This window comes from Sulfurimonas sp., assembly GCF_018698455.1.
In the GTDB taxonomy this organism is placed as follows: Bacteria; Campylobacterota; Campylobacteria; order Campylobacterales; family Sulfurimonadaceae; genus Sulfurimonas.
In genome coordinates, this window is record NZ_JABIOQ010000030.1 from 25,715 (window position 1) to 41,370 (window position 15,656).

General features: G+C 33.4%; 16 protein-coding genes. 5 read left to right on the forward strand and 11 right to left on the reverse strand.

All coding sequences use genetic code 11. From position 1 onward, the window contains the following. Window positions 1–2: 2 nt before the first annotated feature. From HOG88_RS04445 to HOG88_RS04460, 4 genes are read right to left on the reverse strand one after another with little or no spacing between them, the layout of a single operon-like run. Window positions 3–1,295 (reverse strand): FAD-binding oxidoreductase, encoded by a 1,293-nt coding sequence (locus tag HOG88_RS04445; RefSeq protein ID WP_295003640.1) that lies wholly within the window; start codon window positions 1,293–1,295, stop codon window positions 3–5. Between the two features lie 3 nt (window positions 1,296–1,298). Next, window positions 1,299–1,688: a GtrA family protein gene (locus HOG88_RS04450; RefSeq protein WP_295003642.1), complete on the reverse strand. Its 390-nt coding sequence runs from the start codon at window positions 1,686–1,688 to the stop codon at window positions 1,299–1,301. Next, window positions 1,685–2,548 (reverse strand): UbiA prenyltransferase family protein, encoded by an 864-nt coding sequence (locus HOG88_RS04455; protein WP_295003644.1) that lies wholly within the window; start codon window positions 2,546–2,548, stop codon window positions 1,685–1,687. The genes HOG88_RS04450 and HOG88_RS04455 overlap by 4 nt, the downstream gene beginning before the upstream one ends. Beyond that, window positions 2,545–3,945 carry a glycosyltransferase family 39 protein gene (locus tag HOG88_RS04460; protein ID WP_295003646.1) on the reverse strand — a complete coding sequence of 467 codons (1,401 nt, stop codon included), beginning with the start codon at window positions 3,943–3,945 and terminating at the stop codon, window positions 2,545–2,547. Before HOG88_RS04460 ends, HOG88_RS04455 begins: the two co-directional genes overlap by 4 nt. Window positions 3,946–4,325: 380 nt before the next feature. On the opposite strand from HOG88_RS04460, the gene HOG88_RS11900 reads away from it, so the two are divergent. Next, window positions 4,326–4,511: a DUF6364 family protein gene (locus tag HOG88_RS11900; RefSeq protein WP_367234541.1), complete on the forward strand. Its 186-nt coding sequence runs from the start codon at window positions 4,326–4,328 to the stop codon at window positions 4,509–4,511. A 116-nt stretch (window positions 4,512–4,627) separates the two neighbouring features. Here HOG88_RS11900 and HOG88_RS04465 read toward each other — a convergent pair whose 3' ends face one another. Beyond that, on the reverse strand, window positions 4,628–5,335 hold the full coding sequence (locus tag HOG88_RS04465) for a DUF445 domain-containing protein (protein WP_295003648.1): 708 nt from the start codon (window positions 5,333–5,335) through the stop codon (window positions 4,628–4,630). A gap of 172 nt (window positions 5,336–5,507) precedes the next feature. Further along, the gene (locus tag HOG88_RS04470; RefSeq protein ID WP_295003650.1) at window positions 5,508–5,906 is read right to left on the reverse strand and encodes a rhodanese-like domain-containing protein; all 399 of its coding nucleotides are present in this window, start codon (window positions 5,904–5,906) and stop codon (window positions 5,508–5,510) included. Between the two features lie 79 nt (window positions 5,907–5,985). Here HOG88_RS04470 and HOG88_RS04475 point away from each other — a divergent pair, with 79 nt between their 5' ends. Genes HOG88_RS04475 through HOG88_RS04485 form a run of 3 tightly spaced genes read left to right on the forward strand, consistent with a single transcriptional unit; the run spans window position 5,986 to window position 8,070 of the window. Then, a complete protein-coding gene (locus tag HOG88_RS04475; RefSeq protein WP_295003652.1) occupies window positions 5,986–6,357 on the forward strand; it encodes a hypothetical protein in 372 nt (123 codons plus the stop codon). A gap of 8 nt (window positions 6,358–6,365) precedes the next feature. After that, a complete protein-coding gene (locus HOG88_RS04480) occupies window positions 6,366–7,016 on the forward strand; it encodes a response regulator transcription factor (RefSeq protein ID WP_295003654.1) in 651 nt (216 codons plus the stop codon). Further along, window positions 7,006–8,070: a HAMP domain-containing sensor histidine kinase gene (locus HOG88_RS04485; RefSeq protein ID WP_295003656.1), complete on the forward strand. Its 1,065-nt coding sequence runs from the start codon at window positions 7,006–7,008 to the stop codon at window positions 8,068–8,070. The genes HOG88_RS04480 and HOG88_RS04485 overlap by 11 nt, the downstream gene beginning before the upstream one ends. 40 nt (window positions 8,071–8,110) lie before the next feature. Here the strand turns inward: HOG88_RS04485 and HOG88_RS04490 are convergent, their stop codons facing one another. Beyond that, window positions 8,111–9,394 (reverse strand): formylglycine-generating enzyme family protein, encoded by a 1,284-nt coding sequence (locus HOG88_RS04490; RefSeq protein WP_295003658.1) that lies wholly within the window; start codon window positions 9,392–9,394, stop codon window positions 8,111–8,113. A 121-nt stretch (window positions 9,395–9,515) separates the two neighbouring features. On the opposite strand from HOG88_RS04490, the gene HOG88_RS04495 reads away from it, so the two are divergent. Next, a complete protein-coding gene (locus HOG88_RS04495; RefSeq protein ID WP_295003660.1) occupies window positions 9,516–10,031 on the forward strand; it encodes a GDSL-type esterase/lipase family protein in 516 nt (171 codons plus the stop codon). A gap of 1 nt (window position 10,032) precedes the next feature. Here HOG88_RS04495 and HOG88_RS04500 read toward each other — a convergent pair whose 3' ends face one another. From HOG88_RS04500 to HOG88_RS04515, 4 genes are all read right to left on the reverse strand, one after another. After that, entirely contained in the window at window positions 10,033–11,517 is a 1,485-nt protein-coding gene (locus tag HOG88_RS04500; protein WP_295003662.1) for a DUF1302 family protein, read from the reverse strand. A gap of 3 nt (window positions 11,518–11,520) precedes the next feature. Continuing rightward, window positions 11,521–12,303, reverse strand: a complete 783-nt coding sequence (locus HOG88_RS04505) for an outer membrane lipoprotein-sorting protein (RefSeq protein WP_295003664.1) — start codon at window positions 12,301–12,303, stop codon at window positions 11,521–11,523. Window positions 12,304–12,317: 14 nt separating this feature from the next. Continuing rightward, window positions 12,318–14,720 carry an MMPL family transporter gene (locus tag HOG88_RS04510; protein WP_295003666.1) on the reverse strand — a complete coding sequence of 801 codons (2,403 nt, stop codon included), beginning with the start codon at window positions 14,718–14,720 and terminating at the stop codon, window positions 12,318–12,320. A 65-nt stretch (window positions 14,721–14,785) separates the two neighbouring features. Continuing rightward, window positions 14,786–15,656: methyl-accepting chemotaxis protein (locus HOG88_RS04515; protein WP_295003668.1), on the reverse strand; the 871-nt coding region annotated here is incomplete at its 5' end.

Below are 15,656 nucleotides of genomic sequence, written 5' to 3' on the forward strand. Positions count from 1 at the left end.
TTTTATATCCCCACTCTTTTAGATTGTAACGAGTTAAATTTCTCGTCCAAATTGTTCTCTTTTCTAAATGCTCTAAACTTATCTATTTTAGAGTAACCTTTTTCAAACACTTCTTCACTCACACGAACATCCTTTGTAAGATAAATTCGTCCACCATACTCGTTGACTACTTCGTCAAGTTCATCTAAGAGCTCAAAAAGTCCCTCTTCTATTTTAAAGTCAAGTGCGAGCGAATATCCTTCTATAGGAAAAGACAAATAGTTTTCATTTTCTGCACCATAAAGTTTTAAAACGGCAAGAAACGAGCCTTTGCCACTCTGTGCTATCTTTGTTAAAATTTTCTCTAAACCATCAAAACTTCCCTCTTTAGGAAGTATGAACTGGTACTGAGTAAAACCATTCTTACCATAAATACGGTTCCAGTTTCTAATGGAATCCAGTGGATAAAAGAAGCTATCAAAATGAACTCTTTGTTTTGAGACTCCATTAGGAGATTTTGCATAGTACAACCAATTAAAAGCCTTTACACTAAATTTGTTAAGTGCAAAGTTTGGAAAGTTAAAAGGGATGTTGAGTTTAGACTTTGGTTTGTAGTTTAAATCACCATCATCCGCAAAATCACCAGCCATTAAAAGACATTTTCCAAGGTTCTCTTGTGTGGCTAAGCAGTCTATCCACGCAACAGAATAGGGTAAGTGTTTATACTCTTCAAATGCAGCAAAAGTCTCTTTGAGGTTTTTTGTTTTTATGGTTGTTTGACGGATGAACTGAGAGTTTATTTTTTTAAGAGTGATTTTTGCAGTTAAAATAACACCCGTTAGTCCCATTCCCCCACAAGTAGCAAGAAAAAGCTCATCACCTTTTTGAGTCACTTTTATCTCACCATCTGCCATCATGATAGTGAACTCTTCAAGACATTCACTAAAACAACCTTCTATATGATGGTTCTTCCCGTGAATATCAGAAGCTATTGCACCACCGACTGTTATGAGTTTAGTTCCCGGAGTTACTTTTAAAAACCAGCCACGCTTTACAACAGACTCTAAGATATCACTTAAAAGAGCGCCTGAACGAACTTCTAAAACACCATTTGTCTCATCGAAATCTAAAAAGTAGTCATAAGGTTTTGTGTGAACGATGTTATCACTAACAGCACTATCACCATAGCTTCGTCCATTACCAAACGCGATGAAATCTCCATCAGTTGAGAGTTTCTCTTTTAGACTTTCTATATCTTGTAGTTCATGAACACTGTTATGTGTACGAGGATAGTTCCCCCAGCTTATTAAACTCAAAAATTAATCCTTAAACACAAATTTTTTATCTAGGTTATACTTTACAATATAACCAATAAATAGACCAATAAGTCCACCTATATACTTGGCATTTTCACTCTCAAAAAGAGTGTCAAAACCAATCTCAAAACCCCAAAATATAAAAGTTGTGAAAACTCCCATAAGTGAGTACAAAAAGAACTTCTTACCATCATCTTTTTTACTTTTTGTCTCATGAAAAAAGATGTACTTTTTATCTAAAACATATTTGAGGACAAGACCAGCAAGCGTTCCTATGAACATGGCGACATACAGTGCTAAGTAACCATCATAAACGAAAAAGCTAAGAAATTGAAATCCTAAATTTGTTATAGTTGAAATAATAGCAAAAACAACATACCAAAAAGCTATCATATAAACTTCACAACTGCTACAAAACTAAGTAGCCAAAGTAAAATACTAATTTGCATAAATCGGTCGCCCAGAACTATTTTTGTAGGACTTGAACTTTTTTCTTCTACAAAGGTTATCTGCATATATCTAAAGATGGCCAGAATAACAAAAAATGTTGTCAAAAATAGATGCTCACTTCCTATGCGAGAAATGACTTCTGCTGAGACTGTATACTGTAAGTAACTCACAATAACAACTCCAGCCATAAGAACCATGGCTGCGTTTACAAACTCTAAGTTATATCCATCTATATTTTTTCTCGTCTCTTTTCCTGCAAGTGATAAAAGAACATCGTCACGGCGTTTAGCTAGCGCTAAAAAGATAGCGAGTAAAAATGTGATGATGATTATCCACATAGAAAGAGGAGTGTCCGTCACGAGTGAACCTGCAAATAAACGCAGCACAAAACCAGTACTGATGATAAAAATATCTACAATGGCAATGTGTTTGAGTTTTAAAGAATAAACAATGTTTAACAGAAAGTATACAGCAAGGACAAAGAACAGAGGAAGACTAAATATAAATGCGAGAACTAAAACTGTTATAGACAGAATAGAAAAAAGTAGCTGTGCGGTTTTTTTAGAAATAGCTCCACTTGCAAGAGGGCGTTTTTTCTTAGAAGGATGTTTTTTGTCTTCCTCAATGTCCATATAGTCGTTAAATATATATATGCTACTCGCTAATAGTGAAAAGAGAACAAACGCGATACCGGCATTTAAAAAGGCATCTTGACTAAAGTTAAAAGCAAAAACTAGAGGTGCAAAAATAAAGATGTTTTTAACATACTGGTGTGGTCTTAAAAGTGTGATTATATTTTTCATTTACTGCTCTTATTTATTGGGTCTGAGACTCGATAGGTGTAAAAAGTTCTATTTTTAAAAACTTCATAAGTATCTATGAGTTCTACATTTTTATACATAGTTTTTAGTTGGTCACCGCGTTTTACATTTCGAGAGAGAAGAAGTCCATCTTTATGGTAGTAATCATCACGAACCATGTCATAGTATGAAAAACGCGATGGAATTCCTACATCTGTTTTGGGATGATTTGGAAGATAGTACTTAAGATAAGCGGCTGTTGTGAGGTGTGCACCATAAATGTGGTCTCCCTCTTTTAAGTGAGTCGCAAAACGCTCAACTATCTCTTGTGGTTTATACATAAAACGCTGTAGTTCTGGAAGATGAGTAATCATCGCGATGCGTACAATAGTTGTAAAAAACAGAGCTACACCAAGTCCAAGAATAAAAGTCTTCTTAAGGGAATAGTTTCTTATGATGATAGCCAAGAGTATAGTTCCCCCAATATAAGCCGGTGCACCATAGTTAGGAGCCATACTTACATAAAAACTTTTGTAAAGAAAAAAGAGAAGTATTCCGACCGTCATTAGTGCAATGAAGAAAAGTTTTTCATCTTTAAAATAAAGTTTGTCTTTTGCTAGAAAGAAAAACAAAATAGCTGTAAAGACAGGTGTGAAAACACCAAACTGAGCTCCAAAGAACTCGAGTATAAGCCAAGGCTGAATGTAAAAATCACTCGTAGAACCATGGTCAATTTGAAATAAAAAGCTAATCCACTCATGTTGGTAGTTCCAGTAAAGCATAGGGGCTATAACTAAAAGCGAAATGAATATAGAAAGGTACATATATGGGTTTAAAAATTGCTCACGGCGTTTAATAAGTAAAAATAGCAGTAAGGACATTACAAATAAAATAGCCGAGTATTTACTTGTCATCATAAGACCTAAAAAGAGTCCAGTTAAAACATAATCTCTAAGTTTTCCTTCAAATATAGCCTTGTAAGAGTAGTACAAAGAAAGTGTCCAAAAGAGGTTCAGTGGTGTATCTGGAGTTGTGAAAATATACCCAGCATGAGTAAGCAGGACAGAGAGAAAAATGATGACCGCGTTTAAGGCAGTTTTTTCATCACTGAGTTTAGATGTTAGTTTAAAAATATAAAGAGATGAAATACTAATAGCAAATACATTTGATAGCCTAACTCCCCACTCGGATTCTGAAATAAAGTTAGTCAGATAAATAAAATACGCAACCATGGGAGGATGATCATAGTAACCAGTTTTTAGGTCATGGCTCCACATCCAGTAGTATGCTTCATCTCCATGTAAAGGTAAAAAAGCATTGTAGATAAGTGCAAAAAAAGCTAATAGTAAAATGAGGAAGTAAGCACTAACCCTAGGGTTTTGGCAAAGTTTGTTTATCATAAAATTAAGTTCTTTCCTAAAGTTTATTTCTCTTATTATACAATAATATTTATACTTAAGATGAATGAAGTTATACCCAAATAATTCCATAACTTGTTCCTTACTTCCAAATTCATCAAGAATCTATTTTTTTGAATCCAGAAGTACCTAAGTAGGCTATAAAATTACTTTTTACATGTATCGGACTCCCTAATCAGTAAATTCTTCATGTTTTTCGCATAATTGATGATTTTTAGACAATACTCTCCTGTTTGAATAAAATTACCGATACTAAAGGTTAGCCCGTTCAAGATTAGATATCGTGTCATGGAAATTTCACAAACTGCCTTCCACTCTTTTCACTTTTTACCTTCCACTTTTTAAGTGATTTGTGAAAAGATTTGAACTATCCTAAGCGAAAAACCCATGGCAGAGATAGATCAAAAAATTATCATAAAATTACTATTAGTGTAGATGAAAAAGCAAAACAAGAGATAATAGAATATGCCCGTGAACATAATATTAGCATATCAAAGTTGATAAAAAACCTACTAATAAAAAATAGCATAATTAGTTCTGAAAAATAATTTTTATCAAGTGGGAATTTTTACAACATTTAGCTAGTTTAATCATAATTCAGAAGATTAATAGTTAAATGTTGTAAAATTTTATCTATGTTATCCATAGACTTCTTATTATAGGGCTATATTAAGAATGAACTCACTAACCCGATCAGTCCACCAAAAATACCACCCCATACAACGAGCCATGAAAGATGTTCTTTTATAAGCTTTTGAACTATCTCTTTTACAAGTTGTGGTGTTAACTCGTTTAAACGCGAGTCAATTACACTCTCTATGGAGCTCATCATGTCATCATTGATTGAAGACTCTTTTAAATGCTTATTAAGTGTTTGATTAAAAGTCTTAGTGTTTACTATTGCTATAACTGCTGTTTTCATTTTTTTGGAAAATGGTTCACGAAGTGCATCAAGAGCTGTCTCCCCACCGAACATACCTAACATCCCACCAAAAGATGATTCCATTACAGTCTTGCTTAGTGCATCAAACGCAGGACTAAAGTCTGTCTCTTCTATGATGGGTTCTAAGTCTATCTTTTTTTCTTCTTTTTGTAAAAAGTTTTCTAACTGCTCAGATGTGAAAAATTCATTCATCATTAGGTTTTTTATAGCTTCTTTAAAGGCTTCAAAACGCAAGGGAACTACACCACTTCCATAAAGAAATGGTATTTTTTCAAAGAGCATATGTATTGCAAGTTGATTTGTTAATGCACCAGAGAGAGCAAATAGCCCTGTAAAAAGTAGGAAATTTGCGCACTCAATAAAGACAAATGAGAGACCAATAAGTATACATGCTCCGAGGTTCGTTATAAAACTTTTATTTAATATCATAATTAATTCCTTTTAAAACGCAAGTATATACAAAAATTGTGTGGAAACTATACCTGCTAGTAAAAAATGAGGTATAAAGCACCCCAAAGTAAAAATACAATGATGCCTATGACAGCAAACACAATAAATAATCTTAAAAAAAGATGGAAGAGAAATTTGAGGAATGTTGGCATTATTTTTTATACGGGTGTGTTTTCATCTTTAAACCTTTTGTTGCATACTCCATACCACCTACGATATTTATAACATTATAGTTAAAGTTCTCTGCTAACCAAGGGGCAATCATAGAAGTTCTACTCCCTGTATGGCAAATGATGGCAAAAGGCTTTTTAACATCAACTTTTTCTTGCAGTTCTTTTAAAAACTTGTTTATTTCAGGCTTACCATTTTGATTAAAAAACACTATAGGAATGGCACCTTTTAGTAGTCCTGTTTCTATCCATTCAGGAGATGTCCTAACATCAACGATTGCCATGTCCGAATCTAAGATTTCTTGTGTCATATATGAGTTTTTTGCCTCAGCGAAAAGTGATAATGTTAATAGTGTAAGAAGTAGAATTATTTTTTTCAAAGTTATTTCCAAAAGTTATTTGAGCCCATTTAAGAACTCTCTTGTATAATTATATCTATAAATAAATAATAGGGTAACAATGGCAGCATCACAAAAAGCGATAGATAATGCAAATAGATTACGTTACATACGAGCACTTGAACGATTTCACAAAGGTATGATTTCATACCTTATGAATACTCCAGAGCTTACAAGCAAAGGTCTTAACAAAAAGATAGAGAACAGTGTAAAATTACTTAAGCGTATTGATGAGGTTGACCTTTATAAGGGTGAGTTAAAAGACCTGCAAACCCTTGTCAAAAAAATGATAAGTTATAAAGACTCAGAGGAAGATGTAGAAAACATCAAAGAAGAACTTCTTCATAGTTCAAACCAACTTGATAAAGATAAAAATGCCAAAAGATATAAAAAAGATAAACATTCAAACTCTATGTTTGATGAGTGGGACTAAGTCTAATCATGGCTAGGATATTACTGGTAGAAGATGACTTAATACTCTCAGAAACACTTGTTGAATTACTAGAAGCCGAGGGCTATGAAGTTAGTTTGGCGACAACAGGTAACAAAGCATTAGAGATAACATACGAAAATAGTTTTGAGTTGATGCTATTTGATGTTAATATTCCTGATTTGAATGGATTTGAATTATTAAAAAACCTTAGAGAAGCAGATAACACAACTCCTTGTATATTTTTAACTTCACTTAATGACATAGCATCTTTATCTCGTGGGTTTGAAGTAGGGGCAGATGATTACCTGAAAAAACCTTTTGATTTTGATGAGCTGTTGGTTAGAATTCAAGCCATACTGAGAAAATCATTTGCATCAAAAGAGAATGAGGTCCACTATAAAGATCTTCTTTATAAGATAAAAACAAATGAACTTTTTAAAGACGAAAAACTAATACTTTTAGCACCTCAGGAACAAAAATTACTTGCAATTTTGTTTAAACATATAAATGAAACTATTACGAAGTATGATTTACTTTATGAGTTAGATGGAGCAAACGAGTCTAGTGAAGGGGCCCTACGTGTTTACATGACTAAACTAAGAAAAACAGGTTTAGAGATTCAGACCATCAAAGGTATAGGATATAGACTTGTTAAATGATGAAAAGAAGGCTTTTTGGAAGTTTTTTAGTATTTATTTTGGAAGTGTAGCCTCCCTCATCTTAGTAGCAGGCTTTTTTTACTACATGGAACAAGAAAAAGCACTCATTAAAAAAGAACATTTTTCGATGATAGAATATACTAGACAGCTTAAGATGAAACAAAATCCTATAAGTTCACATATTACTCATCAGATAAAAGAAATAGAGATCAAAAATTTTAATATGAGTAATTTTACTATTAAAGAAAATGAATTTTTAAAGTATATGCCTCACAGTTGGGAAGGTGGGTATATCTTAATAACTAAAGATAAAACAGATTACTTAGAGAAGCTTTTGAGTGTTAAATTATATATTATTTTCGTTCAAGTGATTCTCCTTTTACTCTTTGCAATACTCAGTTATTTTTTAGCGATGAGAGCATTAAGACCTATGCAAAGAGCAATCACAAAACTAGATAAATTCTCTAAAGATTTAATTCATGATTTAAATACACCCATAGCTGCGATGTTTTTAAACATAAAACTTTTAGAGTCAAAAAAAGACTTTACAAATAATAAGCCACTTCTGAGAATTAAGCATAGTCTTGAAGATATTGGTCAACTTCATAATAATCTTACTGTTTTACTGCAAGAAGATACTATGCTAGTACAAAAAGAGAACCTTTTTGACATTATAAATGAGGTTGTCAATACTCATAGAAAAATATTTCCACATTTACAATTTATAGTAAAACAAACTGAAGTATATGCCGTTGTAAATAGAGGTGCATTTAAACAGATAATTGTTAATATTATCTCAAATGCCTGTAAATATAATATTGAGAATGGCTATGTGCAAATTTATATGAAAAATGATTTATTGTGTATAGAAGACAATGGCATTGGCATAGAAAACCCCGAATATATATTTGAACGTTCTTATAAAGAGCATGTCAGTGGTAATGGAATAGGTTTAGACATAGTGAAAAGACTTTGTGAAGTGATGGAAATAGATATATCTGCGGACTCTCAGGTAGGAGAGGGCACGATAATATCTTTAAACTTTAAAGATTAACCTCACTGTTTTTATAATACTTCTTGGATATATAGTAGTATTATAATTTTTTGGCATCTTTAACTATTCGGAATCCAATACCGTAATAACGATTATTTGAAGATTTAGCCCATCTTGAACCTATTGGGGTAGATTTTGTCATCCATGCTCCTCCTCTTAAAACTTTAACATGAGAGGATGTAAGGGCAGTAGCATCACGAGGTGTGCTTTTGTATGTCATGTATGAATCTTCACACCACTCCCATACATTACCACTCATGTCATAAATACCCCATGGATTAGACTTCTTAGTACCTATAGGATGAGTCTGCTTTCCTGAATTTGAAGCGTACCAAGCATATTCTTTGTAAGTATTTTTCTCATTTCCAAAGCTCCATGTAGTATCTGTCCCTGCGCGTCCAACATATTCCCATTCAGCTTCTGTGGGAAGACGGTAATTATCTTGTGTTTTATGGCTTAACCATTTTACATAGTTTCGAGCATCATTGTAACTCACACATACTACAGGTTCGTTATCCCCTTGATAGAAAGGCAAGTTATCCCATGTAATACCCTTTTTATTAATATGCTTCATATCGTATACCATACATGTTCCATCTTTTTTAGCATCTGTTACATAACCTGTGTCTTTGATGAAAAGTTTAAACTCTGCTTTTGTAACTTCATATTTTCCAATGTGAAAATCATTTTCTATAAGAATTGTATGAAGGGGTTGTGAGTTTTTTTTCAGTAGTGTTCCCATACGATATTGACCACTTTTTATCTCTACAGTCGCTGGTCTGATATAAGTGTCCATGTCTTCAAAAATTTCACCTAATTCTTTAGGGTTATTAAGAAAATTTTTATTCATAAGATCAATAATTCGATGACTTTTTTTTGTTTTTTCTTTGGGGAGTATTTTTATCACTTGTCCTGTAGCTATGACACAAACTTTACTCGTAGATAAATCTTGATAATTAAGGGTGACATTATTGTAAAAACTATTACTTACTTGTTGAAAATAGCTTTTAATTTGAGTTTGGCATGAGGGTTGACTTGATTCACATTTTTCTGAGCTTTCAAACATACTCATGATTTTAACACTAGAAGCTTCTATAGCTTGACGTAAAGCAATCTCTTTTACTTTATTTCTTGCAGATAATTTCCCTTCATCTAGTCCATATGCATAACAAAATGAACTTTGCACTCTGTCGTCTTCAAGAAATTTTACTCCCTCATGGAATATAGTTGGTGATACTTTAACTTGTGGTTGAGGGGTTTCATTCGTATTTGAACAAGCTGTAAAGAGCAAAGTAAAAGTAATGGCATATAAAGTTTTAAACATAGTTTCTCCAAGTTTTATAAGTTTATTATACAAAATTATTCTATTTTTAACTTTGAAAATAAAAACTGAATAAAACTGATAAAATATGCATATAAAATTACTTAAGATAAAGGATGAAAGTGTGATATTAGCATTTGGGGATAGTCTAACGAATGGCTTTGGAGTGGGGTATGAGTGTAGCTATCCACAATATTTTGAGAAAAAAACTGAACTGGAAATAATAAATGCTGGAGTAGATGGTGAGTTTTCACATGCGGGTTTATCTCGCTTACCAGAGTTACTTTTATATAAACCAGACTTAGTGATACTCTGTCATGGTGCAAATGACATACTCTGCAAACTCTCAATTCAAATGCTAAAAAGTAACATGCTAGCAATGATTAAGCTTATTAAAGATTCAGGTGCAAAAGTGCTGTTGATTGGTGTTCCAGATTATTATGACTATGCTCATGAAGTACACAAAATATATATAGATACTGCAGAGGAGATGGATATTTTACTCGAAAATAAAGTTCTAAAAAAAATAACTTTAGATGATTTTCTGAGAAATGATGCCGTTCACCCAAATGAAATAGGGTATGAAAAGATGGCGGATACTTTTATTGAGCTTTTAAGCTCAAATAAATATTTTGGATAAGTTAAAAGCTATAAGTAATGTCTGCAAAAACTCTATCGTTATTACTGATAGCATTCATAAAAGGCTTATCCTCTTTTTTAGCAGCATCTATATAATCAATAACTCCAAAATTAGCAACCACAGCATCTACAACATCATATGTAACTGAAGCTCTGAAAAATCCACCATATTGCCAATTATGTCCGAACATACTTAAAAGGACAGTTGTATTAATGGAATCATTTTCAAATGAACGAGTAGCCCTAATAGCTGTTTGCACTTCATCTTCTTGTGTATAGTCAGGAACATAAGGGATAATACCAGTAGGTGCACCTGACATCTGTGTTTCATAGTCAAATATACGCTTATTGGCAATTTCAAGAGAGAGTACACTATCTTTAATACCCATGTAATCAACTCCAACAAGAGTATCAACTCTGGCTTTCTCATCAAGAGTAGAGTTGTATTTGATACCATCTATATAAGCAACTTCACTTTTTAAAAGCCAAGAACCAGTAACTATGTTAATTGCACTTCCAAGCATCTGTATTTTTGATACTTCGCGAGTAGCATTAGGGAGAGAGCCTTCTATGTGCCATCTAGAGTCAAGTACATCAGCCCCGTAAAAAGAGAGATCCCATCCGGAGAAAATTCCATTTGCAGCAAAAGCATACTGCATATTATCCCATGAAATTTCTGGGTTTTCTAAAGTGATAAATGGATCGGGTGCACCTGGGAAAATACTATCAACAGGAAAAAACTCACTTCTAGGAGCTGACTCTATAAAAGTTCTTGTCTCTCCAATAGCCATTGCTGAAAAATTCCATTGACCAAGGTAGTAGTCTAGTTTAGCCATAGTTGTACTAAGTCTTAAGTCTTCTATATCTGTCATACCAGGAAGACGATTATCAATGGGGTTGATAACATCAGTTATTCGTATGCTGTCTGATTTCCCCCAGACAACGATTTGGCGTCCTACTTTTACATCTATACTACGAGATAAACGACCTTGAATATAAGTATCATCAAATCTAATCTGAGTACGATAATCATCTAATGTATCTTGATTATAATCGTTATTGGTTCTTATGTCATAAAGAGCGTCATAAAAAGTATCACCACTTATTCTCACTTTCCAATCATCAGATAACTTACCATCTACTTGAAGGTAAAGAGAAGTTTGTGCTTGGTTAAAACCTGAATAATCTACCGGTTTAGTATCTACTTGATGAGCTTTTACACTATGGGGAATATACCCATAAGAGGTTTTAAACGCGAGGTTACCATTAATGGAGAATATAGATTGTTTTTTTGGAGCTAGGACTTTTTCATTTGAATTTGTTTCACTCTCTTCATCTGAAAATCCATCTAAGTCATTACTATCTTCATTCGTCAGTTCTTCTGTGTCAAAACCACCTAAATCCATATCAGTATCATTCTGCGCAAGTAAATGTGTACTTGCGATTAAAGATGTCAATGCAAGTGATAAAAGTAGTTTCGTTGACATCTGTTACAGACCTCTCTCAAGTGTACGAGTGGTAAATAGTGACTCTTGAAGATCTTGGCTATACTTAATAGCAGAGAACTTAAAGATAGTCTTATGAAGAGTTTTCTTCCCTTTTTTAGTTGTCATATGAATCTCTGTTGCGGTCCATATATTATCAATTTTTTCTAAACCTTTGACAATCATATATTTTAGTTTTTTCCCAGATTTAATGTAGTTCAGTGCTTGGATGATTACAAAATTATCTTGTCTTACAAAAATTATAGACTTGGTATATCCAGTTTCATCTATAGTTTTTTCACTCTTTGGTGTAACAAGTATCTGCCATGTTTTATCTCCTCTTACTGTAAGTTCTTTCATTATTTTATATGTATAGTCGCTAACATTTCTAGAAGTCATATCTGAGTATGTGAAATCACTTCCCATAAAAGAACTACTCTTATCACTAGATGCAATGCGTTTTACTTTTTTTAGTTCTGGAAGATATAGCCACTGATCATCATCTTTGTTTGAATCTTCATAGTCATAAGTTAAAAATGCAGTATTCTTAACATCTGCAGGAGTCAGAAAAAACATTAATTTGAGTTTATCTTCCCCTTTGTCTTTTGTAAAAGTTTTAAGATCACGAATACGTTTTTTTCCATTTTTATCTATGAGAGTCATTTTCATATTAGATATAGAGTTATCCCCCTCATCTCTATCATGAGCTTTCTGTGCAATCTCTTGACCTGTAATAGCCATTAGAGAACTAAGTGTTAAACTCGCAATTAGTAGTGTTTTGAAAATCATTTTATATCCTTTAATTATTTTTTATCTTTAGTTATAAGAGTAAGTAGTGCAGGCCCGAGTATAATGTTTGAAAACAGTGCTATTGTTATCGCTCCACCAGCTAATATACCGAAGTTTATTAGGTTTGTAAGTGATGCAAACATATATACATAAAAACCTAGTGAAAGAACTATAGTTGTTGCTACTAGTGCACGGCCTGTTCCAAGCATTGTCTTTTCAACTGACTCTTTAGTTGAGTAGCCTTGGTGATGGTATTTTGCAAAGTTATGAAAGAAGTGAACAGTATCATCAACACTCAGACCAATAACAATAGCTCCTACAAGCATAGTAAACATGTCTAAAGGCATATTTACCATAGACATAAAGCCAATCGTCATAATGATTGGAAGCACATTAGGAATCATACTAGTAAGACCGATTTTAAAACTTCCAAGAAGTATAACCATCATTATCCCGATGAGTATAAACGCGACTACATAACTAACAGCCATAGAACTCATAGCAGCGGCTAAAGTTCTTTGAAACAATGGTACCATTCCAGTAATCGTAATCTCTACATCATTACCAAGGCCAACTTTGAGAAGATGAGTTAACTCATCACTAATTTCTGCATATTCACCAGCTTCCATCCATGGTAGTTTAAATGTTAAACGAGCTTTTGAAAAAGTACTATCAACAAAGTCTTCTAAATCATCACTACCACTATTTTGAAAAAGTAGAAACTCTTGAGGTATAAGTGCATCATTTTTAGTAACGGCATAATACTCTGCTTTATTTTCATGAAGTGCTCTATGAATCTCTTTTAAAACATCTGCAACACTCCACCCTTTTCCAACAAAGTGTTTCTCTGTTTTTAGTTCTTGTGCTTCTTTAACAAGAGAGTCTATCTTTGTTAATAACTCTGAACTATAAAGACCATTTTCTTGTTTTGTGTCTATAATAACTTCCATAGTCACAGAACCTCTGAGTTCATGGTCAACCGTAGCAGTTGCAATTTTTACGGGAGAGTCATCTGGTTGCCAAGAGAGAGGATCATGCTTAAACTCTACTCCCATCGCAAAGTAAACCCATACTATGACGATGACTGAACTTACCACTACAATTTTCTTTGCATGATTAAAACTAAAGTCAGAAATAGCGATTAATAAAGTATCCATTTTTTGACTTTTTTCTTGATGCTTCACTTTCGCTGGTTTTATAGGAAGAACCGCTAGAATTGCAGGTAATAATACAAGAGTATTTAGTAATGCAATGATTACTCCAATGGCTGCAAAAATACCTAAATCGGCGATAGGAGCAATTGAGGCAGTAGAAAAAGACAAAAGTCCAGCAGCAGTTGTAAGTGATGTCATAATAATCGCTAGTCCAGAGTGTCCTAGAGAGTAACTAATGGCTGACTCTTTAGTATTTTCAGGGGAATTTAAATATTTAAAAAACATTGCTAGAAGGTGAACAACAGCACCAATACCAACGGCGAGTAAAAAGGATGGTAAAATTTGTGTTGGAATAGTTATAGGTGTCCCAACAATAGCCATAATAGATATAGTTGTTAAAAGAGATAAAACAACGATAAAGATAGGAAGTAAGACAGCACTAATTCTACGAAATACTATAAATAAGAATGCCATCATCATTAAAAGAACTAACTTTACAAACTTTTGCATATCTTTTTGAACGGACTGTTTGTTGTAATCGTTTACTGCTAAAGAGCCTGCTACAAAAACAGTAAATCCTTCACTATTAAATTCTTTGGCGATTTTATCAGCTGTTCTCACCATTTCACTTTTAGATGGATCAGTTAAAAACTCTGACTCTTCATTACTTATGTCTTCACCTGCACTTTCAATCTCAAAACCATCAAGTGCATCTACATCATTTGAACTTTCATAAGTATTTGGCTCGAGTATAATAGTAGTCATTGTATAGTCTTCATTATAAAGAAGGTTTTTATACATTGCATTGTTAAGAGCTAATTCTTTTATAGCTGCAAGTTCTTTCTCATTTGTAGGAAAATTCTCAAATAGGTCTTCTACAATGAGTTGCTCACCTTCTCCATGTGTATTTCTTGCATTTATTAATGAAGTGATGTCATTTAAATGTGGTACTGAGTTTTCAAGTTCAGTGTGGAGTGTTTTAATCTTTTGAAGAGTGCTAAGATCAAATATATTTTTAGCTTGAATTACTACTAGTATTTTTTCATCTTGACCAAACTGTTCTTTAAACTCTTCATAACGAACAAGAGCAGGGTCATTTGTATGTAAAAAACCTTCAGTAGAAGTGTCTATTGTTATTTTAGGGAGGTTTGAAATCAGTAAAATACTGATTAGCATCATAAAGAGGATTATTTTTTTTGGGTGCAGAGTTATCTTCTCACCCATTTTTTCTAGTCTAGATTCGCTTTTAGTACGCCAATTCATAGAGAGCCTTATATTGAAGTTACAAAATGTTACAATATAAGGCTTAACTCAACGTTAAGTCCGAACTATTCACCCTCTTGAAGCATCTGATCAAGTAGTGGAAAAAGTTGATTTGAAGCACTTTCCATATTTGCATAGTTAGCAAGGATTAGTTCACTATCATCAATGATAATATCTAGGCTATCCTCTTTCTCTAGGTAGGCAAGATTTGCATTAGCATACTTATGTACAAGTTTGTGAGGTGTACCTACTTTAGCATAAGCAGGGGTAGATTGGAATCTTCCCTTTCCTTCCGTTTCATACCACTTGCCAAGATTACATTGATGTGAATCTACAGGACTTAAGATTTTTCTCATTGCTAAGAGTGAGTTGTATGCACGAGCTTTGTAGAGTATATGGTCAATTTTTGCTAAAATTATAAATGATGTGTTTTCCATATGATAAGAAAAATCAACAATAGTTGATGCTTTATCATTAAGCTCTATAAGTGTATGCTCAAAGTGCTCTATCTTTTCAGTAGAACTAAGAACTGTTGTTGCCATTTGATCAGAACTTGATTGAATCTCACTCATACCTTGCTGTAAAGACTTAATAGAGATAGAAATTTCACTTGTTGCCTTATGTGTTCTCTCTGCAAGTTTACGCACTTCATCGGCAACTACAGCAAAACCACGACCATGTTCACCAGCACGTGCCGCTTCAATTGCAGCATTGAGGGCAAGAAGATTAGTCTGGTCAGCAATATCTGTAATAAGCTCAATCACAGAGGTGATATCAGCAGTTCTCGAAGCTAAATCTACAACACTATCGTTATTTGATGTTACTTGGTCATTAAGAGAGTGAAGTTGAGTTACAACATCGTTAATATCATTTCTTGAACTATTTGCAAGTTCAGATGTAGCAGTTGTTTCAGTTGTTACAGCTTTTAAGCCCTGT

Excerpts from the sequence above, each read along its gene's own strand:
- HOG88_RS04450 (WP_295003642.1), bottom strand. The coding sequence starts at position 1,688 with ATGATAGCTTTTTGGTATGTTGTTTTTGCTATTATTTCAACTATAACA.
- HOG88_RS04455 (WP_295003644.1), bottom strand. The coding sequence starts at position 2,548 with ATGAAAAATATAATCACACTTTTAAGACCACACCAGTATGTTAAAAAC.
- HOG88_RS04460 (WP_295003646.1), bottom strand. The coding sequence starts at position 3,945 with ATGATAAACAAACTTTGCCAAAACCCTAGGGTTAGTGCTTACTTCCTC.
- HOG88_RS04465 (WP_295003648.1), bottom strand. The coding sequence starts at position 5,335 with ATGATATTAAATAAAAGTTTTATAACGAACCTCGGAGCATGTATACTT.
- HOG88_RS04475 (WP_295003652.1), top strand. The coding sequence starts at position 5,986 with ATGGCAGCATCACAAAAAGCGATAGATAATGCAAATAGATTACGTTAC.
- HOG88_RS04480 (WP_295003654.1), top strand. The coding sequence starts at position 6,366 with ATGGCTAGGATATTACTGGTAGAAGATGACTTAATACTCTCAGAAACA.
- HOG88_RS04490 (WP_295003658.1), bottom strand. The coding sequence starts at position 9,394 with ATGTTTAAAACTTTATATGCCATTACTTTTACTTTGCTCTTTACAGCT.
- HOG88_RS04500 (WP_295003662.1), bottom strand. The coding sequence starts at position 11,517 with ATGTCAACGAAACTACTTTTATCACTTGCATTGACATCTTTAATCGCA.
- HOG88_RS04505 (WP_295003664.1), bottom strand. The coding sequence starts at position 12,303 with ATGATTTTCAAAACACTACTAATTGCGAGTTTAACACTTAGTTCTCTA.
- HOG88_RS04510 (WP_295003666.1), bottom strand. The coding sequence starts at position 14,720 with ATGAATTGGCGTACTAAAAGCGAATCTAGACTAGAAAAAATGGGTGAG.